We start from the raw sequence: 23,440 nt of genomic DNA, 5'->3' as shown, positions 1-23,440 counted from the left end.
ACAGACATATCTTTCACAACCATAATTATGAATAAATTTAGCTTTTTAGCCATCTTGTTTTTTACAGGTCTTTTGGCTAACGCCCAGGAAAAAGAGTGGACCTTACAGGAGTGTGTAAACCGTGCCCTGGAAAATAATATTTCAATTAAACAGTCACAACTGGATCTTGAAGCAGCCGATGTTGAGAGGCTGGACGCACTTGGTAACTTTATTCCCAGCGTAAATGCTTCAGCAAGTAATTCCTGGAATACAGGTTTAACAACAAATGTTACTACAGGAGTTCTTCAAACCCAAACCACCAGGAACTTTTCAGCAGGAGTTACTGCCGGTCTTACATTATTTGATGGACTTCGTAATTTTAAGCAATTGCAGAGGGCCAGAATATCCAGACTTGCAGCGGAATATTCCCTGGAACAGATGGAAAATGACATTACACTTTTTGTTGTTGATTCTTATCTCCAGGTTTTATTTAATAAACAAAATCTGGAAGTACTGAGATCTCAAAACTTAGTCACTCAGGAACAGATGGAGAGAACGCAGGAACTTGTAGATGCAGGAAGTCTTCCGGAAGGAGATTTATTGGAAATTATGGCTTCTAATGCCGATGAAAGGCAGCGTATTATTATTGCTAAAAACAATGTAAAAATTTCGCTTATCAATCTTGCCCAGATTCTTTTAATAAAGGATTATGACAGCTTTGATATTGTGGAGAGAGATTACGACATATTGGGTGCCGAGGTTCTTGAAAATTCTGTAAGTAGTATTATTGAAAAAGCTAAAGCAGAGAGAGCGGAAATAAAAATAGCTGAAACAAATAGGGAGCTGGCAGAAATAGATGTGGAAATGGCTCGTGCGGCATATTTGCCCAGTCTGGGAGCTTTTTTTAACTATAACACCAGGGAATCTGGTGCCGGAAGAATCATCGGTTTTGAAACTGATCCCGATGAGCCAACCCGGCAGATTGGAGTCGTTGAAAATACCAATGAAATAGTGGTTACTCCAAATACTGTGAGTACACTTGGTAATCCTTTGCCATTTTTTGAGCAGTTGCAAAGGAATGATGGAGTGAGTTATGGTGTGCAGCTAAATATTCCAATTTTCAATGGCTGGGCTACACGTAACCAGGTTAAGAGAAGTGAAATTAACGTGCAACGAGCAGAATATCAGCTCGAACAGGCAGCACTGGATCTTGAAGCAGATGTTTACCAGGCTTATGTGGATGCAGAAGGAGCATATGAAGCTTACGAAGCAGCGATTGTTGCCGCAAATGCTCAGGAGTTGGCCTATGAGTATGCAAATCAGCGCTTTGAAGTAGGTTTAACCAATGCTTTTGACTTTAGCCAGGCAAAAGTGAGGTATGAAAACGCTCAAAGGGAGGTTTTACGGGCGAAATTCGATTATATTTTTAATATAAAAGTTATAGAATTGTATTTTGGAATGCCTGTGACTGAACTAAAATTTTAAGAAATGAAAAAGAAAACTATTTATATAATTATTGGGATTGTTATAGCTCTTATTGTGTTGCTTATTGTTGGGAAGAAAGAAGGGTGGTATGGCAAAAGTGGCAATTATAAGCAAGTAGAAGTTTCTGAGGTACATCCTATTAGTTTAACCGAAACAGTTTCGGCAACAGGGAAAATCCAGCCAGAGGTGGAGGTTAAATTATCATCAGAAGTTTCAGGAGAAATTATAGAATTGCCGGTAGTTGAAGGACAAATGGTCGAAAAAGGTGATCTTCTTGTACGGGTAAATCCTGATATTTACCAATCCAGCGTACAGCGGGCAGAGGCTGGTCTTCAGAATATGAGAGCGAATTACGCTCAGACCGAGGCGAGTTTAAAACAAGCAACTGCAAATTATGAGAGAAACAAACAGCTTTTTGAGAAAGGGGTGATTTCTAAGGCAGAATGGGATCAGATCGTTTCTAATTATGAAGTGGCTGAGGCGAGTAAAGAATCGGCGTTTTACAATATGCAGAGCTCTGCAGCTTCTGTTACCGAGGCAAGAGATAATCTTAGCAGAACAAATATCTACGCTCCTATGACGGGTACAATTTCTAAACTTGATGCAGAACTTGGAGAAAGGGTAGTAGGGACTCAACAAATGGCAGGAACTGAAATTATGAGAGTAGCTGATCTTTCAAACATGGAAGTTGAAGTTGATGTAAATGAGAATGATATAGTAAAAGTTTCTGTTGGTGATTCCACCATTGTAGAGGTTGATGCATATCTTGGGAAAGAATTCAGGGGATTGGTTACGGAAATATCAAATTCTGCCGATTCTGAATTGACCTCAGATCAGGTAACAAATTTTAAGGTAAAAGTTCGTATCCTTGAGGAATCATATCAGGAGCTAACTGAAGGGAAACCAGAGAATTTCTCTCCTTTTCGTCCTGGAATGACCGCAACTGTCGATATCATTACTAACAGTCGAAATAGTGTTTTGGGTGTTCCTATAAGTGCAATTGTTATTAAAAGTGATACGATAACAAGTAAAACAGGATCTCAGAATGCAACCGCTTCAGGGGAGCGTTTTGAGGCAGTGTTTTTAAAAGAAGGAGATGAAGCCCGGCTTCAGGTGGTTAAGACAGGAATACAGGATGATTCACAGATCGAAATTACTGAAGGACTTACAGAGGGGGACGTAGTCATTACAGGTCCATACAATACGGTAACCAAAAGCCTTGAGGCCGGCGATAAAATTGAAGTTGCGGGAGATATAAATTCTTCTAACGAATAAAAAAATACAACATTGGCAATTATACTCTGTATTGAAACCGCCACAACAAACTGCTCTGTAGCTATAGCTAAAGAAGGAGTAGTCCTGGCATTAAAGGAAGATAATAGTGATAAGTACTCGCATGCAGAAAAGTTGCATGTATTTATCGAGGAAATTCTTAAAGAAAACGGGTTAGAGAACAAAGATATTGATGCTGTAGCTATTAGTAAAGGACCAGGCTCATATACTGGTTTAAGGATAGGTGTATCTGCTGCAAAAGGATTATGCTTTTCACTGGACATTCCTCTTATTTCTGTTCCTACGTTAACTTCGCTCGCACATCAGGTTAAAACAGACGATGGGTTAATTATTCCTTTGTTAGATGCAAGAAGAATGGAAGTTTATTCTGCAGTTTTTAATAAAAATTATGAGCAGTTAAGGGGAACAAAGGCAGAAATATTAGACGAGGATTCTTACCGGTCATACCTCGAAAACCAGAAGGTATATTTTATTGGTAACGGAGTGGAGAAATTTCAGAAGATATGTGCTCATCCTAATGCGTTTTTTATAGATTCCAAATTACCCTCGGCTAGGGAAATTACTTCTTTAGCAAATAACAAATTTAAAATAAGCGACATGGAAGATGTCGCTTATTTTGAACCTTATTACTTAAAAGACTTTATAGCCGGTTAATAGAATGAAAGTATTTTCTATTTCTATGATTCTATCGTGGGTTTAGATTCTTTTTCAACTGTTCCGTTCATTTTTGTTTGATCGTAAATGTAAACATCACGTTGCGGATAAGGAATCGTCATTCCGGCTGCCTCCAACCGTATCTTACCTTCTTCTATCATGTACCAGTGCAGATCCCAGAAAACGCTGTTGGGGGCAAAGTATCTAACCAGTAGATTAACAGAATTGTCTCCAAGTTCTCCTACTAAAATTTGCGGAGCCGGATCTTCAACAATATCTTTTTGTTCGTTTACCAGGTTTTGAAGAACTTCTTTAGCTTTCTTTATATCATTGTCATAGGAAATTCCGAAGGTTAAATTCTCTCTTCTTGTTTCATTATGGCTATAATTAGTTATATTATCGTTGCTAAGCTCGCCATTGGGTATCACTACCCTTTGATTTCCAAAAGTATTGAGTTTAGTATAGAAAAGGGAAATTTCTACCACACTTCCCGAAACACCCTGGGCTTCAATCCAGTCCCCAATTTTAAATGGTTTCAGCATTATAATAAGTACTCCGCCTGCAAAATTGGATAAAGAACCCTGTAAGGCAAGACCAATAGCCAGTCCGGCGGCACCTATAGCAGCAACAAGGGAAGTGGTTTCAATTCCCAACTGGGAAATGACTACTACAAACAATAAAATTTTCAACCCCCAATTGATAAGGCTTACAATAAAATTTTCGAGAGCAGGATCGTATCCTCTGGAATCAGCAATTTTTCGGATGTATTTTACAACAATCCGAATGATCCACAATCCAACCAGCAGCATAAAAATTGCCGCCAATAGGTCTGGTAAAAAATCTATGAATTTTTGGGTGTATTCTTTAGCATACATTTCCCAATCCTGAATTTGCTCCATCATTTAAAATTTTGTGCAAATTGATATTTTACCCAAAGAAAACGGAATTATAAATGTTTAAATTTTGTTAAAACGTTTCATCACTCACGTAGAATTATCGACGCACGTTATATTGTGATATTTATTTGCCATTTCTTCTATTACTTTTAAAACAGCCACAATAATTAGTTTTAGTAGTTAATAGATTGCCTATTCTTTAGGTATGGAATAGGTGGGCGCATATTGTTAAACTTTTAATAACCTTTGCAGGTGAGCTTTTCAATAAAAAAGTTTCACATTTGCTGGTTGAAATTCAGTTATATGGAGGATGTTTATATTGTGATGTTAGTAGTGCTGCTAGCTCTGGCTGTTACAGATTTAGTGGTTGGAGTAAGTAACGATGCCATAAATTTTCTGAATTCTGCGATAGGTTCCAAAGCAGTTTCCATGAGAACAATACTCATAGTTGCAAGTCTTGGAGTTGCCGTTGGTGCTATTTTTTCCAGTGGGTTAATGGAAGTAGCCAGAAAAGGAATTTTTATGCCTGGTCAATTTTATTTTGAGGAGATAATGATCATCTTTATGGCAGTGATGATCACAGATGTTCTACTTCTGGATTTTTTCAATTCTTTAGGCCTTCCAACTTCAACTACTGTTTCTATTGTGTTTGAATTATTAGGTGCTGCAGTTTGTATGGCAGTTATTAAAATTTATGCAGATACAGGTGATCTTAGTGAATTGACCTCTTATATCAATACCTCCAAAGCGACAGAAATTATTTTTGGAATATTCCTGGCTGTTTTTATCGCTTTTATAGTGGGTGCAGTTATACAATACGTTTCACGACTAATCTTTTCGTTTCAATATGAGAAGAAGATAAAATACGTAGGAGCGCTCTTTGGGGGAGTATCTTTAACAGCAATTTTATTTTTTATTCTTATTAAAGGATTAAAAAGTGTTTCTTTTATTTCTGATGGTACCTTGGAATTCATTAATTCTAATACACTTACTATCATAATTGGAGGATTTGTTTTTTTTACGCTGCTCTCACAATTTATAATGAGTGTTTTGAAACTGAATATTCTCAGAATTATCATTGTAATAGGCACTTTTGCGCTTGCACTTGCTTTTGCAGGAAATGACCTGGTAAATTTTATTGGGGTGCCTATAGCAGCATGGCAATCATTTGAGATATGGCAATCTGCATATCAGTCCTCAGGAGTTTTACCTTCAGAATTACTAATGACAGGACTAACTGGAGAAGTTGCCACTCCTGAATTTCTTTTAGTTCTCGCCGGAGCGGTTATGGTCATTACAATATGGTTTTCTAAAAAAGCGCGTTCGGTGGTAGATACCGGTGTAAATTTGGCGAGACAGGGAGAAGGAGTTGAGCGTTTCGAGCCTAATTTTCTCTCTCGCAGTATTGTGAGATATTCGGTGCTTTTCGGAAATGCAGTTTCTGTAGTTCTTCCATCGCCTCTAAAAAGGCGGATAGATGACAAATTTAATAAACCTACATCTTCTCATATTAGAAGTAAAAGGATAAATGCTCCTGCGTTTGATATGGTGAGGGCCTCTGTAAACCTGGTCGTAGCGAGTGTTTTAATATCCATAGGGACCAGTCTGAAATTACCATTATCGACTACATATGTAACCTTTATGGTTGCAATGGGTACTTCTTTATCAGATCGTGCATGGGATCGTGAAAGTGCTGTATATAGAGTGGCTGGAGTTTTAAACGTTATAGGAGGCTGGTTTGTGACCGCGCTGGTTGCTTTTACTGCAGCAGCAATCTTCGCAGCTATCATATTTTATGGCGGAACTATTGCTCTTGCTTTGTTGATCATTATTGCTGCAGCCCTGGTGGTTCGGAGTACTATTATGCATTCAAAAAAATCTAAAGAAGAAGAAAATAGAAAGCGTTACAACCGGGCAGATATAATTACTATAAATGAAATAACTTCAGAAACTTCAGAGAATATATCGAGTGTCATTGGCGGAGTTAATAAAATGTACACTAAAACCGTTGATAATCTCGGGTACCATGATTTGGGTAAACTTAAAAAGAACAATAAAGCACTTAAAAAGCTGGAGAAAGAAGTTGATGAATTGAAAGGTAATATATTTTATTTTATAAAATCTCTGGATGAAGATTCTGTAGAGGCAAGTAAATTTTACATATTAATTCTGGACTATTTGCAGGATATGGTGCAGTCTATAAGTTTTATTACACGTAATAGCTATAATCATGTTCATAATAACCATAAAAACTTAAAGTTTAATCAAATAAGAGATCTGAAAAAGATTGATGAAAAAATGCAGGTGCTTTTTGATGATATCAAGAACCTCTTTGATAATCACGAATTTGGAGATATAGAGCGGGTTCTTTCAGAAAAGCAGGAGCTTCTGGATTCTGTTTCTGACCTGATTCAAAAACAGATAGATAGAATTCGGACGTCGGAAACAAGTCCTAAAAATTCAAAGTTATATTTCGGACTGCTGCTTGAAACAAAAGATCTTGTAAGTTCTACGATGAGTTTGTTACAGCTCTTTCAGGAGTTTTATAAAGAAGCCAAAACCACACTGTAAATCCGTAAGAAGCCATAACGTTATCCGTTAATGGCTTCTACAGTATCTACTTTATCTCTCAACATGTCCCTGAGCATGGTTTCTATGCCATTCTTTAAAGTCATTGTGGAAGAGGGACAACCACTACAAGCTCCCTGTAAAATCACTTTTACTGTCTTTGTATCTGCGTCATAGGATTCAAACAGGATATTTCCTCCATCACTAGCTACTGCAGGTTTAATGTATTCATCTAAAATGGCTATCACCTGTTTGGCAGTATCATCTAAGTTATTTAATTCAACTTTTGTTTCTTCAGAATTATTTTTTTCTTCTTGTTGCTGAACCTTAGCAGCTTCAGCAGTGATCACTTCATTTCCTTCCTGAAGAAAACCAGTAATGAATTCCCTTATTTCTACCGTAATGTCATTCCATTCAGCAACTTCATATTTATTAATTGAAACGTAATTTTCATCAATGAAAATTTCCTTTACGAAGGGAAAATGAAAAAGCTTTTGCGCTAGAGGAGCGTCTTTTGCGTCGTCAATATTTTTAAACTCAGCCGCATTAATTACAAGTTTTTTATTGGCAACAAATTTCATAACAGCGGGGTTCGGGGTGCTTTCTGCATAAATGGTAACCGGAATATTTTTTGACTGTTCCTCTTTCTTCTTGACTATGAGGCTTCCGGAATTCAGGTAGTCTTCAATTTGTCCAGCTACTTCCTCCTCTACATCTTTCCAGTCGACAATATCATATTTCTCGAGAGCAACAAAATTTTGAGCAATATATACTGTTTTTACAAAAGGTAGATAAAATAATTGCTGGGCCAGAGGTGAGGCAGAGGCTTCATCTATGTTTTTAAATTCGAAACTTTCATGCTGTGTGAGAAACTTATTTGTCTCAAATTTTACAATTCCTGGCTTATTGGTATGCTGAATATTTATTTTGAAGTTGTCCATATCAAATTTTATTACAAAAGTACTAAAGAAAAGTCATCTAATCTATATATTTACTGCACTTATGGGGACTTACACTTTATTACAACACCGGCTGTTAGTCTGGTTTTTCTCTTTTAACGGAGGGGGCAGAATAGGAAAACTTATATTTATTCTATTTTTATTTACTCTTCAAGTAAAGGCTCAGGAGGTAATTCCAACCTACTCAGATTATCTCACCGACAATCTTTTTTTATTACATCCTTCTATGGCTGGTGCAGCTAATATGAACCAGATTAGATTAACGGCGAGGAAACAATGGTTTGACGTAGAGGATGCACCAAGCTTACAAACTTTAAGCGTTAATGGTAGAGTAGGGGAAAAGGTTGGACTTGGAGGAATATTGTTTAATGATTCTAATGGCAATTTTTCTAAGAGTGGAGCCTATGGAACTTTTGCTTACCACTTAATGTTCTCAAGAAGTAATGCAGATCTTAATCAACTATCATTTGGGATAAGTGGGGGAATAATTCAGCACAGGCTTGATCAAAGCAGGTTCACAGAGTTTGATCCTGCTCTTGAAGGGAATTTATCAGATATTTACGCGAATATGGATTTTGGAGTTTCGTATTACTACAGGAACTTTTATAGTCATTTTGCTGCAAAGAATATGTTATCTGTTAAAAGGGATTTGTTCTATTCAGATGCAGTTCCTAGCAATCAAAGAAAATATTTTGTTTCAGCAGGATATGTTTTTGAAGATGTTACAGATTCATTTAGTCTGGAGCCTTCCATTTTATTTCAGTTGCGGGAAGCCACTAATGAAAAAGCTATAGACCTTAACCTCAAGGCATACAGAGAGGTTGATTTTGGTCAGGTTTGGGGTGGTGTGTCTTATAGAAATACTTTTGAAGGAGCCGAATATTCCGGGGAGGGAGAAGAATTAAGGAGTCAATATTTAAGCTATATTACACCTTTTGTGGGTGTGAATTATAGGAATTTTCTGGTAGGTTATATTTTTACCTATCAACTGAATTCTCTGGTATTAAGCAACAATGGCTTTCATCAGATTACCCTTGGATATAACTTTGGTAAAAGCAGGAAACGTTATGACTGCAAATGCCCTGCGGTAAACTATTAAAAGTCTGAATAAGAAACAGAAAATCCATTTTTTTCTGCATTAATTAGGTCGGCCAAAATCATGGGATTTTTGTTGCTTAAAAATTCCGGCCTTGCGAATAAAGTAGAGGTGTTTAAGAGGTCTCGTTGTGTTAAAACACTCTTTGTTTGCCTCGCAACAGCTTCACCGGAATCAATGATTTGCACATCCTCAGGAAGGATTTTTTTTAAAGTAGGGATGAGGTAAGGATAATGACTACAACCTAAAACCAGATAATCTATTTCTTGAAGTAACATGGGTTGTAAAAGCTGCTTTAATAAGCTGATTATTTCGAGAGAATCTTTTTTTCCACTTTCAATAAGTTCTACTAACCCATTACCTTCTACTTCAATTACCTTAATACTCTGAGTATATAATTCTGAAGTTTTAGAGAAAAGAGCGCTACTAAGGGTTCCTTTAGTAGCGAGAATCCCTATTGCCTTAGTTTGGGATTTAAGGGCAGCCGGTTTAATGGCAGGCTCTATGCCTATAAATGGAATGGAATAGAGGGATCTTAATTCATTTATAGCATTAGTGGTGGCGGTATTACAGGCTACTACAATTATCTTACACCCCATGGAGAGTAGCTTATCTGTATTTTTTTTGCTGAGTTCTATAATATCTCTCACAGGTTTTTTTCCATATGGAGCATTCTTGCTATCTGCCAGATAAATGGTTTTTTCGAACGGCAGTAAACTGTGTATTTCTTTCCAGATGGAAGTGCCACCTACTCCAGAATCAAAAATGCCAATCGGTTTAGAGCTCATGAGTACAAAAATAAAAACTGCGCAGGATTACTGCGCAGTTTTTCATTTTATTATTAAAGAAAAGAATTACATTCCCAACTCCTTTTTTACATCTGGCATAAGATTGTATCCGTCAGCAAGTATTACCCCTGTTCCTGTAGTGGAGTCAAGGACATAGTCATAACCTTTAGCTCTGGCTACCTTTTGAATAGCAACACGTGCTTTTTCTATTACCGGCGCGATGAGTTCATTTTGTTTCTTTTGCAGTTCCTGCCTTGCTTTTTGGCTATGTTCCTGAATTCTCCTTTGAGTCATCTGCATTTCTTGAGAACGCTTTTGATTCTCTTCATCAGTTACTGTTTCAACTTCAGCCTGGTAGCGTTGCATAGTGCTTTGAGCTTCTGTCAACATATCATTAATTTCGGCATCGTAAGTTTTTTCCAGCTTTTCCAGTTGTGTCATTGCACTGCTATAGGCCGGCATCGTTTCTACCAGTTCCTGTGTTGCGATGTGAGCAACTTTTGATTGTGCGTTTGTAAAAGCTGTAGCTCCAAGGGTCAATGCTAAAGCTATAAAAAGTGTTCTGAATTGTTTCATTTTAATCATTATTAGTGTTAAAGTATTTAAAGTTTAAAGTTAATTAATTGTATCTTTTTGTCGCCTTAATTCTCTTATTGAATCCATCCTTCGCTGACGTTCTTCAATTATTCTGGCACGTCTTTCTTCGAGTTCCTTCTGTTTGGCAGCTTTGATAGAATCTCTCTGTCGTTGTCTCTCAGCCAGAATAGCTTCTCTTGCATCCTGTTTATTCTCTTTTACCTTTGCCTGTTCAGCAATTTTCTTATCCTCTTCTACAGTTCTTTCTTCTGCTGTTTCCAGTTCCCGCCGATCCTGCCGTGAATCAATTTGTCTTCTGTTTGCCGCCCGGTTTATACTTCTGAGAACCTGATCGCTAATATCATGCTCCTCTGCAGCATATAACATTCCAGTATCTGCAGTCCTGTCAAAAACCATGTCTAAGTTTCTGTTTTCTGAAATTTCTCTAACAGCTGTAAAAACCTGGTCCTGAATTGGTCGTACAAGTTGTTTTTTCTGTATTAAATAATCTCCATTAGGACCAAATCTTTTTTGCTGGTAATCCAATGCCTGCTCTTCCTGATATGCTATTTCTTCTTCTCTTTCTTCTATCAATTCCCTCGTAAGAAGAGCTCTTTGATTATTGAGCCTGGATTTCATTTCGTCAATTTCCCGTTTCTTTTCTTCAATTTCAGATTTCCATTCCTGAACCTTTGCGTCTAGTTGAGACGAAGCTTCCTGATATTGAGGAACATTTTGCAGAATATATTCCATGTCAACATAACCAATCCGGAAGGTTTTTTGTGCCTGTAAACCCAACCCGGAAAAAATAGTTAATAATGTCAAACCGAAAATTCTACCTTTCATATTTTTGAATATAGAAAATACCGTGCCAAATTTAAAACTGCTGGTTAAGAATAAAATGTGTCTCCCAACCATGCGGTCCCTGTTCACCCACAACCTGGTCAAACCCATACCCGAAATCAATTCCCAATAAACCAAACATTGGCATAAATATCCGGATACCGGCCCCGGCGGATCTGTTTAACTGGAACGGGTTAAAATCCCGAAAATTGTCATAAGAAGCACCTCCTTCAAGGAAAGTCAGGGCATATATAGATGCCGATTGTTTCAGGGTGATTGGAAAACGCATCTCTAATGAGTATTTGTTGTAAATGGTGGCTCCATCATCTCTTGTTCCTGTTGGTCTATCCAAGGGAACTACAGACTGATTTTCATAACCTCTGAGCTGTATGGTTTCCCTTCCGTCGAGGCTATATGCACCTAAACCATCACCGCCAAGGTAGAAACGCTCGAAGGGTGGAATTCCTCTTTCATTATTATAAGCTCCAAGGAAACCATATTCAGCATTTGTTCGTAAAACAAGATTTTTATTGGTTCCAAAATTGGCTAAAGTCGTATACCATGTACCGTTAAATTTAACCTTATAAAATTCCAGCCACTTGAATTTTTCCTGGTCTACTTTTCTTTGGTCTGGAATCGCATTTGCTGGTGTTACTCTCTGCCCGTTTGCACCAATGAAATTACCCTCTGCATCTTTTAACTGAAATTCCTCCTGCTCGCCAAGATTTGCATAATCTACTCCATTCCATAGAGAATATGGTGGGGTGAATTTTGCTGTTAATCTAAACTGCGATCCTCCAACCGGAAATACGGGGTTGGTGTAGGTGTTATCCCTTGTTAATCCAAATGTATAAGTAAGATTGTTCGAATATCCATCACCAAATGTAAAGAGACCGGTGTTATAATTGTTAAGGTCGTATCTCTGGAAACCTACGGCATGAGAAACGGTCATAAACCTGTCTGGAACACTTAATCGTTTTGCTAAACCAACGCTTACACCAAGAATATCAAAGCTTCTGCTTCTATCTACGTTTGATCCACTAGTACTAAAACGATCAAATAAAAATTGCCGAGTATAACTAAAAGATGTAGAAAAACTTACCGGCTTTACACCTCCCAACCACGGCTCACGAAAAGAAAGACTATATGTTTGATAAAAAGTACTCGCCTGGGCTCTAAGGGAGAGGCTTTGCCCGTCACCCATTGGTACTGGTTTATAAGCTTCTTTATCGAAGATGTTTCCAAGAGAGAAATTGTTAAAAGAGAGACCTAACGTTCCAATGAAACCTCCACCACCATAACCTCCCTGTAGCTCGATTTGGCTGGCTCCTGATTCTACAACAGAATATTCCAGATCCAAAGTCCCTGTGTTCGGATTAGGGTCTATGAGATTTGGGGTTAATTGTTCAGCATCAAAGAAACCAAGTTGTCCCAATTCACGTAGCGTACCCATTATGTTGGCTTTGCTATATTTTTGTCCCGGCTTGGTTAAAAGTTCTCTATAAATAACATTGTCTTTTGTTCTGTCGTTCCCTGTTACTCGAATTTTATTGAAGTAGGCTTCTTTTCCTTCGGAAATTCTCACTTCAAAATCTATGGTGTCATTTTCAACACTGGTTTCCACCAGGTTAATATTAGAAAAAAGATATCCGTTGTTCTGGTACAGATTGGTTAGATCCTGTGCGTCGGGTTTGGTGTTATCTGCTATTCTTTTATCCAATAATACGCCATTATAGACATCTCCTTTCTGAATCCCGAAGACTCTTGAAAGTTGTTCATCTGTATACACACTGTTTCCAACAAAATCTATTTCTCCAATATAGTAGCGGTCACCTTCCTCAATTTTTAGTTGAAGCGCGATTGTTTCATCATCTATGCGGACTAGTGAATCAGAAACAATCCTTGCATTTCTAAAGCCGTTTTCTTTGTATTTATCCACCACGGCAACTTTGTCTTCCTGATAGTCACTGCGAACAAATTTTGATCTTTTCCAGAAGCGGAAGATATTTTTCTCTTTTGTATTTTTCATGTTTCGCCTTAGCTTGGCGTCGGAAAAGACTTCGTTTCCAATAAACTCAATGTCTTCAATCTTGACACGATCTCCCCGGTCCACATTTACAACCATGTTTACACGGTTGGCTTGAGAGGTGGCAGTATCTTCTACAGGAATTGTATTTATAGCTACTTTGGTGTTAAAGTAACCTTCTTTTTTGTATTTATTTTCAATATAGTTCTTTGTAGTGGTGATAAGGTTTTCAGTAACCTTTGTTCCGGGTGTTAAGCTGTTTTCCTCAATCAGCTCCTCTTTTTCTCTTTTCTTTTTTACTCCCTGAATTCGTGCCTGGGCGAGCTGAGGTACTTCCTGAATTTCTAGTTCCAAATCTGCCACGTTCCCTTCTACATTAGTAATGTAAAAATTGATGTCACTAAAACTACCGATGTCCCAAAGTTTTTGAACAATCTTACTTAAACGTTCTCCGGGAATGTAGATCTCTTCACCCTCTTTTAAACCGGTGTAGGCGATTACTGTTTGCTCATTAAAGCTCACCGTACCGGTAACTTTAATGTCTCCAATAATATACTTTTCTCCGTTGGCAAGAGGGAGATCCTGAGCTTGTGTGGATGTACTAAAGGTAAATATGAATGCTAAGAGTGCTAAAAGTCTCCCTGTTGTGAATGCATTAATCGAGTTGCTCACTAATTTTTCCAAATCTTCGTTCTCTGTTTTGATAATTGTAAATGGCTTCAAAAAGATCTTCTTTTCTAAAATCCGGCCATAAAATTTTTGTAAAATATAATTCGGCGTATGCAATCTGCCATAGCAGGAAATTACTTATTCGCTGCTCGCCGCTGGTCCTGATTAAAAGGTCTACGTCCGGTAAATTGTGGGTGTAAAGATGCTTATTTATAATCGATTCGTCAATACTATCAATAGATAAATCGTTACTTTTGACCATTTTGCTTATACTTTTAATGCAATTAGTCAATTCTTCCCTGGAACCATAGCTTAATGCAAGGGTAAGAACCATCCTTTTATTAGAGCTGGTTTTCTCAATAACTTCTAAAAGTTCCCGGCGTGCCTTTTTAGGAAGGGTATCAATGTTCCCGATTGCCTTTAACTGTATATTGTTATCCTGTAGAGTCTTAATTTCCTTTTTAAGGGAAGAAACCAATAGCTTCATAAGTAAATCCACTTCAAGTTTTGGCCGGTTCCAGTTTTCAGTAGAAAAAGCATAGAGGGTAAGGTAATCTACTCCAATTTCAGCACATCCTTCTACCACGTCTCTTACAGCAGTAGTTCCTTCTTCGTGCCCTGCAGCTCTTAAGTAGCCTTTTTTCTGAGCCCACCGTCCGTTGCCGTCCATAATAACCGCAATATGCACAGGTAGTTTGTTAAGGTTTATTTCGTCTCTAAAAATCATATTAAAAGCGGCTATAGCATGGTTTTCTTCCGAAGGTAAAAGTAAGGGTTATCCCAGTAAATACATACCAGTCTGAGGTATTTCTGTTTCCAAACTCAATAGGTGGATCCCTTCTCCCTAATAGTTCAGAAGGCCAGCTACCATCCAGATTGTCAGAGAAGGTATATCGGGCGCCTATTTCCAGACCTCCAATAATATGTTCTGTAATAGTTTCTTTATATCCCAGGACCATCGGGATTGCAAATTCCCAATTTGTTCCTTCATTTTCCAGGTTTCCATCTCTTCCATTACGCAGGTAGACATGATCTGCTCTAAAAAAGGTTAGTCCTGTATAAAGGTAAGGTGTACTTTGAGGGACACCTTCATGTAAATCATAACTCCAGAAGTTGAATTCGACCCCCAAAGAAGCTTCAGCAACAGTATTGTTGAAGGAATATCCTCGCTGCTGTCTTCTTGTCTCGTTAGATTCCGCATCATCTGCAGCAATTTCTGCATAAAGTAGGGACAGGCGAAAAGCATGCCGTGGACTTCTATTCCATTTGGCTATCGCTCCAGCTGCTAATGTGTTTGGATAAATAAAGTTAGATTTGCCTACATCTCCAATGTAATTGGCTCCACCAATAAAAGGCCCTACTTCAATGGTTTGGGAGTAGGAAAGCGTGGTGTATATAACCAAAATGGCAAAAGCAAGTAGGTGCTTCATAGGTTTTTAAAAGTCTGCAAATATAACAATTATGTTTGCTCCACAATAATTTGAGCATTTTTGTACACAGTTATAAACAGATTTGCAAAACTTTTATTGCCTAGTTGCGCTTATCTTCTCCCCAAAGCAGCTTCTTTCGGAGTGTTTTTAAAAAACTGTCGCCGTGCAATTCTACAATTTTAATGACAAAGGGAGCCTTTTCTATAGTAATTTCTGTGTTGTTTTCCAGAGTGGCAATTCGGGAATCCATAGAAACAAGGTAAGAGCTTTCCCTCCCGGAAACCCTGAGTCGAATTTTTGTATTATCTGTAATCACTAAAGGTCGGGCATTAAGATTGTGAGGTGCAATAGGGGTGATAATCAGGGAATTTACATTTGGCGTGATAACGGGTCCTCCACAACTTAGGGAGTATCCTGTTGATCCTGTGGGAGTAGAGATTATAACTCCATCTGCCCAGTAAGAAGTAAGGTACTGGTCATCCAGCCAGGTATCTACTGTAATCATAGAGGTGGTGTTCCTTCGGCTAACAGCAATTTCGTTCAGGGCTACATGTTTAAAAACAACATCAGGACTTTCAGGATTTGTAGATATTTTAAGGACGGTTCTTTCTGAAATGCTGTAATTTTTCTGAAGAATATTATGAATAGTAGCTTTTATCTCCTCTTTTTGAATTGTCGCTAAAAAACCAAGCCTGCCGGTGTTAATTCCTAAAATTGGGATATCCAGATCACGTATGTAATTAATGGATTTCAAAATAGTTCCATCTCCTCCAATACAGAAAAAAAGGTCGTAAGAATTATCCAGTTCTTCAAAAGTCCTGAAGTGGTTGTATTCTTTGTTGATTGTCTTATTCTGGTTAATTAAATCAAGAAAATTTTCTTCTATTATAACTTCAACATTTTCCCTGTCGAGCAGTTCCAGTAACTGTCCGATGTATTTTCCTGCATTCGTGTGATAAAATTGTCCGTAAATCCCTATTTTCATTCATATAAGTATTAAAAAAGAATTCCTGCTTTTCAGAAGTAGGATAATTTAGATGTTGAGGTACTTATCCAGATATTTAGACCTGTCTTTCATATTCTTTTTAAAAGTATCTTCCTGGTGTTCAGAAATTATATTGTAGCCGTAACGTCTAAAAGCCTGGATAATAGCAGTCATGGCTGTTGGGCTGGTCTTAATGGTGATTTGGGCAACATCATTTTCTATTTTGGAAACAAAGGCACCTAAAATATGCCCATTATTGGTCTCCACTATCTGGCTTACTTCGCTAATCGAATAATCTTTAAAACTTTTTTCAACTACAAGAATGTTTCCCGATTCATTTAAAAAAGGTGTCTCATTAAAAAGACCTATCATATCGTTTACTTCGAAATAGCCCTGATATATATTGCCTTCATCTAATACCGGAAGCAAATTGGTATCATTTTGAGCAAAAGATTCAAGTATATCCAGCCAATAACCATTTTCCCTTACAAAAAAACCTTCCAAAGCATATTGATAATCCTCCAGAGTCTTTTCTGCATCAAAGCAGCGGATATCATTTTCTGAAATACATCCAATGTAGGTTCCGCTTTTTTCTACCGGCAGATGTGTATAGGTTAGATTGTTAAATAAATCCTGCGTTTCTCCAATCCTGTCAGATAGTTTGAGAATTTTTACGTCATTTAATATGTATTCCTCCATGCTCATAACCTTGCTCCTTTTTCTGCAAATTAATCAAAATAATATTCAATGAAGCAGGGGCAACTTTGTATTTTTGTTATATAAAGTGGAAAACATGACCAAATTAAGTGTAAATATTAATAAAATAGCTACTCTGCGAAATGCCCGCGGCGGAAATATACCCAATGTCGTTCAGGTAGCGCTAGACATAGAATCTTTTGGAGCAGAGGGCATAACTGTGCACCCAAGACCTGATGAGCGGCATATTACTTATCAGGATGTTCTTGATCTAAGCCGTGTCCTTACTACAGAATTTAATATAGAAGGAAATCCTATTACTAAATTTGTCAATCTTGTGTTGCAGGTAAAACCAGCGCAGGTGACGCTAGTGCCAGATAAAGAAGATGCTATTACTTCTAATGCGGGATGGGACACTGTAAAAAATAAAACTTATTTAAAGGAAGTAATATCAGTTTTTAAAGAAAATAATATCAGAACTTCTGTGTTTGTAGATCCCGATCCTGTAATGGTTAAGGCGGCAGCGGAGACAGGAGCAGATAGAATTGAATTATATACGGAAGCTTATGCAGTATCCTATGCAAATGGACTAAAAGAAGATGTGGGCCCGTATACTAAATGTGCTAAAATTGCCCATGATTTGGGATTGGAAATAAATGCAGGTCACGATCTTTCTTTGGAAAACATCGGCTATTTTAAGGAGAAAGTCCCTCACTTAGAAGAAGTTTCCATTGGTCATGCCCTTATTGCAGAATCTTTATATAGGGGTCTGGAAAAAACGATACAAAACTATTTAAAACTGTTGAAATAAGATGAAATTACATTCAACTATACTTGGAGAAGGTACACCTTTCCTAATTTTGCATGGATTCCTGGGAATGAGTGATAACTGGAAAACGCTGGGAAATTCTATTTCAGAAAAAGGATATGAGGTTCATCTTATAGATCAGCGTAACCACGGAAAAAGTCCGCATAGTGATGACTTTAATTATAATCTTCTTGCTGAAGATATTCAAGATTATTGCAAAGAGAAGAACCTGGAGAGAATTATTCTTCTTGGCCATTCCATGGGAGGTAAAACCGCAATGTTAACGGCTTTCATGAATTCTGAATTAGTAGAGAAATTAATAGTGGTAGACATTGCACCAAAATATTACGCACCTCACCACCAGGAAATTTTGGATGGTTTAACAGCTTTAGATGAAGCTACAATAACTTCTAGAGGAGATGCTGAAGACTTTTTAGAAGAGTTTGTTCCAGATAAACCAACGCGCCTATTCCTGCTTAAAAATCTTTACTGGGAAACTAAAGAAAAACTTGCTTTAAAGCTTAATTTGAAAGTTTTAAAAGAGAATATAGAGGATTTGGGAGCTGCACTTCCTGTACAATATACTTACGATAAGCCGACACTTTTTATTAAAGGAGGGAATTCCAGATATATTAAAGAAGAAGATTGGAAAGCAATTAAAGAGCAATTTAGCAAAGCAGAACTTGTGACGATACCCGGTGCCGGTCATTGGGTTCATTCAGAAAAGAGAAAAGATTTCCTGAAGGCTTTAATGGATTTTCTCGAGTGAATGTTAAATATGTTATGTGTGCATAATAAAATTACTACATTGGTTGTTTAATTTTTATTTTATTCTAATATTTAGCGTCATTATGCTAAACAATATTGAATTTAACTATTAGTAATTTATGAAAAAAATATTTTTGCTCGTTTTATGCGGGCTAACTTCTGCCGCTATCTATGCAGGTGGGTATCGGGTGAGCCTTCAGGGACAGCGTTCTCTCGCGATGGGACATACAGGGGTAGCTATGGTAAACAATGCAGAGCTTGCCTTTTTTAATCCTGCTGGATTGGTATATCTGGAGAACAAAATTAATGTTGCCGTTGGGGCAAGTGCTGTATTTTCTAATGTAATCTGGCAAAACGAAGAATTTGGGCAGATGGCCGAGACTGATAGTCCGGTGGGAACTCCTTTCTATGCTTATTTTTCATATAGGGCAAATGATTGGTTAACATTAGGTTTAAGCGCCTATACTCCTTATGGAAGTTCTGTAGAGTGGCCTGATGATTGGGCTGGTTCTCATTTAGTTAATAACATTGACTTGCAGGCGATTTATATTCAACCGTTAGCATCTGTTAAAATTTCAGAGAAGTTAAGTATTGGTGGTGGTCCCATTTACGTAAATGGTTCAGTTAATTTCAACAGGAACCTGAATAGAACCCTGACTGATGTTGAAGGAAACAGGGCAAACGTTACTGTTGATGCTTCTGGTGTTAGCGCATGGGGATGGTCTCTTGGAGGGATGTATAGTCCTACTGAGAATCTCCGGTTTGGGGTAAATTATCGTTCAGAAATAATAATGGAAGCTGAAGGAGGAGATGCAGATTTTCAGAATATTCCAAATTCGCCTCGAACTCCTTTTGTGGACACTCAATTTGATGCTGCTCTGCCTTTACCTGCAGAACTTACTGTAGGTGCTTCGTACCAGTTTGACAAATGGACGGTAGCAGTAGATTATAATAGAAATTACTGGGATGTCTATAATTCTTTAGATATTGATTTTGCAAACACAACTATTCCTGATTCAGAAAATCTAAGGAATTATAAAAATGCGTCCATTTACAGGTTCGGACTTCAATATTTGGCAAATGAGACTTTCACGCTTCGCGCGGGTTATTATTTTGATGAATCCCCGGTACAGTCCGGTTACTTTGCTCCTGAAACTCCCCGTAATGATTCTAATAATTTTACAGGAGGACTTTCAATAAATATTAATGATCGTTTTGCAATAGATGCATCTTTCCTTTACAGCAGGTTTAATGAAATTGATGAAACTTATGATCATTATACTGAAGGTGAAGGGGAACAGGAAGTAGAAGTTCCTTTTGGAGGAACTTTTAAATCCAGTGCTTTTGTACCTGGACTTGGATTAACAATCAAAATTTAATAGGAATCGCAATGAAAAATTATTTTAATTATATAGCAGTTCTGGCTTTGGGTATTGTTTCCTGTGAACCGGAATTTGAGAATCCCGTAGAAGAAGAAGGTTTTTATAGCAATGGAGAAGCGGACTTCTCTAATTATGTGGCACTGGGGAATTCATTGACAGCGGGATATGCAGATGGTTCTCTTTATATCACCGGACAGCAGAATTCTTATCCCAATATTCTGGCGCAACAATTTGCTATGGTACAGGATATTGAAGAATTTAGACAGCCTTTGGTAAACGATAATGCAGGTGGGCTGGTCTTGGCTGGTCAGACTATTCCCGGCTTTGATACAAGATTCGTTCTTTCTTTTGATGCAGATGGAAGCAATCCGAGCCCTAGGAGATACCGCGGAAGCCAACCAACAACAGATGTTAGTACTAAGTTAGAAGGTGCCTTTAACAATATGGGTGTTCCGGGGGCTAAAAGTTATCATCTGGCTTTTCCGGGATATGGAGATTTCAGCGGTCTTACAACTCAGCCTGCGACAGCCAATCCATATTTTGTAAGATTTGCTTCTACTCCTACAGCAACGGTTTTAGAAGATGCCCTGGCCCAGGAGCCTACTTTTTTCTCCCTTTGGATAGGTAACAACGATGTTTTAGCTTTTGCTACTTTGGGAGGAGTAGGTGTGGATCAAACGGGAACATTTACTGGTGCCAATCCCCAGGAATATTTTAGTAATTACGGTGATAACGATATTACAGATCCCAATGCGTTTGCAGCGGTGTATGGGCAGATGGTTCAGGCTTTAGCCACTTCAGCATCTGGCGGAGTTTTAATCAATATTCCTGATGTTGCTTCTGTACCTTATTTTACTACTGTTCCCGTCAACGCCATTCCATTGGATTCACAAACTGCGACTGCTTTAAATGCACAGTTTGCTGCGTACAATGATCAGATTCTTCCGGGACTTATGGGGCTTGGCTTATTATCTGCGGAAGAAGTGCAGGCAAGAAGGATTAATTTTACTGAAGGACAAAATTTTGTGACACTTAGAGATGAGAGTTTAACCGATATAAGCCAGATAATCCAGGGAGCTCCTTTTAATCTTGACGCGCAAACTGCAGGCTTGTTAGGGCAATTAAGACAGGCGACTGTTGGGGATCTTATCCCGTTAACCTCTTCCGGTTTTCTTGGTACTACCGTGGGAGGAGACCCTATGATGGTAAATGGTGTTTCTGTTCCTCTTGGGGATCAGCATGTATTAACCACAAGTGAGCAGGAAATGATTGCTGCGGCAACTCAAAGATATAACGAAACCATTGCGGCACTTGCAGAGGCTAACGGTCTTGGCCTGGTAGATGCAAATGCAACCTTGACACGATTGGCAAACGAAGGAATTCCTTTTGATGCCGGCACAATTACTGCAGAATTTGTTACGGGTGGGGCTTTCTCTCTGGACGGCGTCCATCTAACACCAAGAGGTTATGCAATTATTGCTAATGAAATAATTAATGAAATTAATGCAACTTATAATTCTGAAGTTCCCAAGGTAAATCCAGGGAACTATGGAACGGTTACATTAAGTAACGATATCCAATAATATTAAAGTTCACATAAAACTTTAGCGCCGGAATTTACTCCGGCGTTTTTTTTTGCACATTTGTTAGCAAATATTATTTATATGAAATTTATTATACGCATCCTCCTGTCGGCAATAGCAGTTTTTATTTTAGCTGAATTACTGCCCCGCGTTAGTGTAGACAACTATATTACCGCAGTTATTGTGGCCCTTGTTTTGGCAATTCTTAACCTTATTGTTAAACCAATTCTTGTATTGTTTACGTTGCCTGTTACCATAATTACCTTTGGCTTATTTCTTTTAATTATTAATGCAATAATTATTCTTTTGGCAGATGCCTTTGTAGGCGGTTTTGTGGTAGATGGATTGTTAATGGCCATAATTTTCAGTTTGTTACTATCATTTTTCCAATCGCTCTTATTTTCCATTTTAGATTCAGATTAGAACCCTGCTGAAATTCAGTAAATTGAAACTTTGATGGCTTACGAAAAAAGTGTAATTTTGCACTCCAATTTTTATAACAAGTCAAGATGAATATTACCAGAGAGAATATTGATGAACTAAATGCGATTGTAAAAGTAGATATCGCAAAAGAGGACTATTCGGGAAAAGTAGATAAAATTTTAAAAGATTATCGCAAAAACGCCAATATACCAGGATTCAGGAAAGGTCATGTGCCTATGGGAATGGTGAAGAAGCAATATGGTAAAGCCGTTTTGGTAGACGAAGTGAATAAACTACTTCAGGAAGGATTGAACAACTACCTTAAAGAGGAGAAGCTTGATGTGCTTGGGAATCCACTCCCTAAAGAACAGGAAAATTTTGACTGGGATAAAGATAATTACACCTTTGAGTTTGAACTTGGGCTTTCTCCGGAGTTTAACGTAGATCTTGATGTTAAAGAACCTATCACTCACTACAAGATTGTAGCCGATGAGGAGATGGTTGATAGCCAGATCAAAAATATGCAGAAGCAATATGGAAAACTTGTTTCTAAAGATAAGGCTGAAGAAGGTGATATCGTAGCCGGTACTTTTAAGAATGAAGAGGAAGGGATTGAGAATTCAACTTCTGTAGAACTAGAGAAAATAAAAGGAAAGGAAAATCTTGAAAAATTTATTGGAGCTAAAGCAGGTGATACTTTCAGCTTGAACACAAAAGATCTTTTTGAAGATGATCATGATTTAATTCAACATCTTAAGATTGAGCATGATAAAGCGCACGATTTAAATATTGATGTAGAGTTTACCGTTTCTGAAGTTAATAAACAGGAGCTTGCAGATCTTGACCAGGAATTATTTGATAAACTTTTTGGTAAGGATGAGGTAAAAACTGTGACAGACCTTAAAGAGAAAATAAAAGAAGATGCTGCAAAGCAGTTTCAGCAACAAAGCGATCAGCAGTTAATGAATGATGTAACTGAAGCTTTAATAGAGAATACTAAGTTTGATCTTCCAAAAGATTTCCTTCAGAAATGGATCCGGACTGTAGGTGAGGAGCCAATGACAGAGGAGGAAGCTGCAGAAGAATACGAAAAGAGTGAGAAAGGGCTTCGTTATCAGTTAATCGAAGGTAAAGTCATGAAAGAAAATGATCTTGAAATTAACTTTGAAGATCTGAAAGCTTTTGCAATTGATAAAATTAAAGTTCAGATGGCTCAATTTGGTCAGATGGATCCTTCAGAAAAGGAACTGGACGATATTGCTGCAAGAATTTTGTCTAATCAGGATGAAGCTAAACGTTTGTCTGAGCAGGTGATGAATGAAAAACTATTGGAATTTTATAAGGAAAATATGAGTTTCAATGAGAAAGAGGTGACCTACGAAGAATTTGTGAAAGAAATTTATGAATAAGCTTTTTCTATAATTTATACTTATCTTTAAGGTGTTAAACCGAATCGGTCTAACACCTTTTTTAGTAAAAATTATCCGCTTTGGATACGAAAAAAGCCAATTTGACTTAAAAGTTTAATTGGCT

21 protein-coding genes are annotated in these 23,440 nt (G+C 37.7%); 11 read left to right on the top strand and 10 right to left on the bottom strand.

Annotation, left to right across the window (positions count from 1 at the left end; translation table 11 throughout):
• Positions 1-27: 27 nt before the first annotated feature.
• Genes RM541_RS07815 through tsaB form a run of 3 tightly spaced genes read left to right on the top strand, consistent with a single transcriptional unit; the run spans position 28 to position 3,411 of the window.
• A complete protein-coding gene (locus tag RM541_RS07815; protein WP_311499661.1) occupies positions 28-1,464 on the top strand; it encodes a TolC family protein in 1,437 nt (478 codons plus the stop codon).
• A 3-nt stretch (positions 1,465-1,467) separates the two neighbouring features.
• The gene (locus RM541_RS07810) at positions 1,468-2,739 is read left to right on the top strand and encodes an efflux RND transporter periplasmic adaptor subunit (protein WP_311499660.1); all 1,272 of its coding nucleotides are present in this window, start codon (positions 1,468-1,470) and stop codon (positions 2,737-2,739) included.
• Positions 2,740-2,751: 12 nt separating this feature from the next.
• Positions 2,752-3,411, top strand: a complete 660-nt coding sequence (tsaB, locus tag RM541_RS07805; protein WP_311499659.1) for a tRNA (adenosine(37)-N6)-threonylcarbamoyltransferase complex dimerization subunit type 1 TsaB — start codon at positions 2,752-2,754, stop codon at positions 3,409-3,411.
• Positions 3,412-3,434: 23 nt separating this feature from the next.
• Here tsaB and RM541_RS07800 read toward each other — a convergent pair whose 3' ends face one another.
• Positions 3,435-4,310 (bottom strand): mechanosensitive ion channel family protein, encoded by an 876-nt coding sequence (locus tag RM541_RS07800; protein ID WP_311499785.1) that lies wholly within the window; start codon positions 4,308-4,310, stop codon positions 3,435-3,437.
• 300 nt (positions 4,311-4,610) lie between these two features.
• Here RM541_RS07800 and RM541_RS07795 point away from each other — a divergent pair, with 300 nt between their 5' ends.
• On the top strand, positions 4,611-6,878 hold the full coding sequence (locus RM541_RS07795; RefSeq protein WP_311499658.1) for an inorganic phosphate transporter: 2,268 nt from the start codon (positions 4,611-4,613) through the stop codon (positions 6,876-6,878).
• A 20-nt stretch (positions 6,879-6,898) separates the two neighbouring features.
• Here the strand turns inward: RM541_RS07795 and RM541_RS07790 are convergent, their stop codons facing one another.
• Positions 6,899-7,816 carry a NifU family protein gene (locus RM541_RS07790; RefSeq protein WP_311499657.1) on the bottom strand — a complete coding sequence of 306 codons (918 nt, stop codon included), beginning with the start codon at positions 7,814-7,816 and terminating at the stop codon, positions 6,899-6,901.
• Positions 7,817-7,877: 61 nt separating this feature from the next.
• Here RM541_RS07790 and RM541_RS07785 point away from each other — a divergent pair, with 61 nt between their 5' ends.
• Positions 7,878-8,933, top strand: a complete 1,056-nt coding sequence (locus tag RM541_RS07785) for a PorP/SprF family type IX secretion system membrane protein (RefSeq protein WP_311499656.1) — start codon at positions 7,878-7,880, stop codon at positions 8,931-8,933.
• Here RM541_RS07785 and murI read toward each other — a convergent pair.
• From murI to RM541_RS07745, 8 genes are all read right to left on the bottom strand, one after another.
• Positions 8,930-9,718, bottom strand: a complete 789-nt coding sequence (gene murI / locus RM541_RS07780) for a glutamate racemase (RefSeq protein ID WP_311499655.1) — start codon at positions 9,716-9,718, stop codon at positions 8,930-8,932. The two genes, RM541_RS07785 and murI, sit on opposite strands and share 4 nt — an antisense overlap.
• 66 nt (positions 9,719-9,784) lie before the next feature.
• A complete protein-coding gene (locus RM541_RS07775) occupies positions 9,785-10,294 on the bottom strand; it encodes an OmpH/Skp family outer membrane protein (protein WP_311495991.1) in 510 nt (169 codons plus the stop codon).
• A gap of 39 nt (positions 10,295-10,333) precedes the next feature.
• Positions 10,334-11,140: an OmpH family outer membrane protein gene (locus RM541_RS07770; RefSeq protein WP_311499654.1), complete on the bottom strand. Its 807-nt coding sequence runs from the start codon at positions 11,138-11,140 to the stop codon at positions 10,334-10,336.
• Positions 11,141-11,171: 31 nt separating this feature from the next.
• Positions 11,172-13,886: a BamA/OMP85 family outer membrane protein gene (locus RM541_RS07765; RefSeq protein WP_311499653.1), complete on the bottom strand. Its 2,715-nt coding sequence runs from the start codon at positions 13,884-13,886 to the stop codon at positions 11,172-11,174.
• Positions 13,819-14,559, bottom strand: coding sequence for an undecaprenyl pyrophosphate synthase (gene uppS / locus RM541_RS07760; RefSeq protein ID WP_311499652.1), 741 nt, complete (start codon positions 14,557-14,559; stop codon positions 13,819-13,821). The genes RM541_RS07765 and uppS overlap by 68 nt, the downstream gene beginning before the upstream one ends.
• Before the next feature lies 1 nt (position 14,560).
• Positions 14,561-15,262: a type IX secretion system protein PorG gene (porG, locus tag RM541_RS07755; protein WP_311499651.1), complete on the bottom strand. Its 702-nt coding sequence runs from the start codon at positions 15,260-15,262 to the stop codon at positions 14,561-14,563.
• 100 nt (positions 15,263-15,362) lie between these two features.
• On the bottom strand, positions 15,363-16,247 hold the full coding sequence (locus tag RM541_RS07750; protein ID WP_311499650.1) for an NAD kinase: 885 nt from the start codon (positions 16,245-16,247) through the stop codon (positions 15,363-15,365).
• A 48-nt stretch (positions 16,248-16,295) separates the two neighbouring features.
• Positions 16,296-16,952 carry a CBS domain-containing protein gene (locus RM541_RS07745; RefSeq protein WP_311499649.1) on the bottom strand — a complete coding sequence of 219 codons (657 nt, stop codon included), beginning with the start codon at positions 16,950-16,952 and terminating at the stop codon, positions 16,296-16,298.
• A gap of 88 nt (positions 16,953-17,040) precedes the next feature.
• On the opposite strand from RM541_RS07745, the gene RM541_RS07740 reads away from it, so the two are divergent.
• From RM541_RS07740 to tig, 6 genes are all read left to right on the top strand, one after another.
• Complete coding sequence (locus RM541_RS07740) at positions 17,041-17,754, top strand: pyridoxine 5'-phosphate synthase (RefSeq protein WP_311499648.1); 714 nt, start codon at positions 17,041-17,043, stop codon at positions 17,752-17,754.
• Between the two features lies 1 nt (position 17,755).
• Entirely contained in the window at positions 17,756-18,520 is a 765-nt protein-coding gene (locus RM541_RS07735) for an alpha/beta fold hydrolase (RefSeq protein WP_311499647.1), read from the top strand.
• 118 nt (positions 18,521-18,638) lie between these two features.
• Complete coding sequence (locus RM541_RS07730; protein WP_311499646.1) at positions 18,639-19,898, top strand: OmpP1/FadL family transporter; 1,260 nt, start codon at positions 18,639-18,641, stop codon at positions 19,896-19,898.
• 11 nt (positions 19,899-19,909) lie between these two features.
• Complete coding sequence (locus RM541_RS07725) at positions 19,910-21,484, top strand: SGNH/GDSL hydrolase family protein (RefSeq protein WP_311499645.1); 1,575 nt, start codon at positions 19,910-19,912, stop codon at positions 21,482-21,484.
• Between the two features lie 81 nt (positions 21,485-21,565).
• Entirely contained in the window at positions 21,566-21,907 is a 342-nt protein-coding gene (locus RM541_RS07720; RefSeq protein ID WP_311495980.1) for a phage holin family protein, read from the top strand.
• An 86-nt stretch (positions 21,908-21,993) separates the two neighbouring features.
• A complete protein-coding gene (gene tig / locus RM541_RS07715; protein WP_311499644.1) occupies positions 21,994-23,316 on the top strand; it encodes a trigger factor in 1,323 nt (440 codons plus the stop codon).
• Positions 23,317-23,440: the final 124 nt, after the last annotated feature.

Origin of the sequence: Autumnicola psychrophila, from assembly GCF_031846645.1 — a bacterium.
Lineage (GTDB): Bacteria > Bacteroidota > Bacteroidia > Flavobacteriales > Flavobacteriaceae > Autumnicola > Autumnicola psychrophila.
This window is presented reverse-complemented; position numbering and strand designations above follow the sequence as displayed.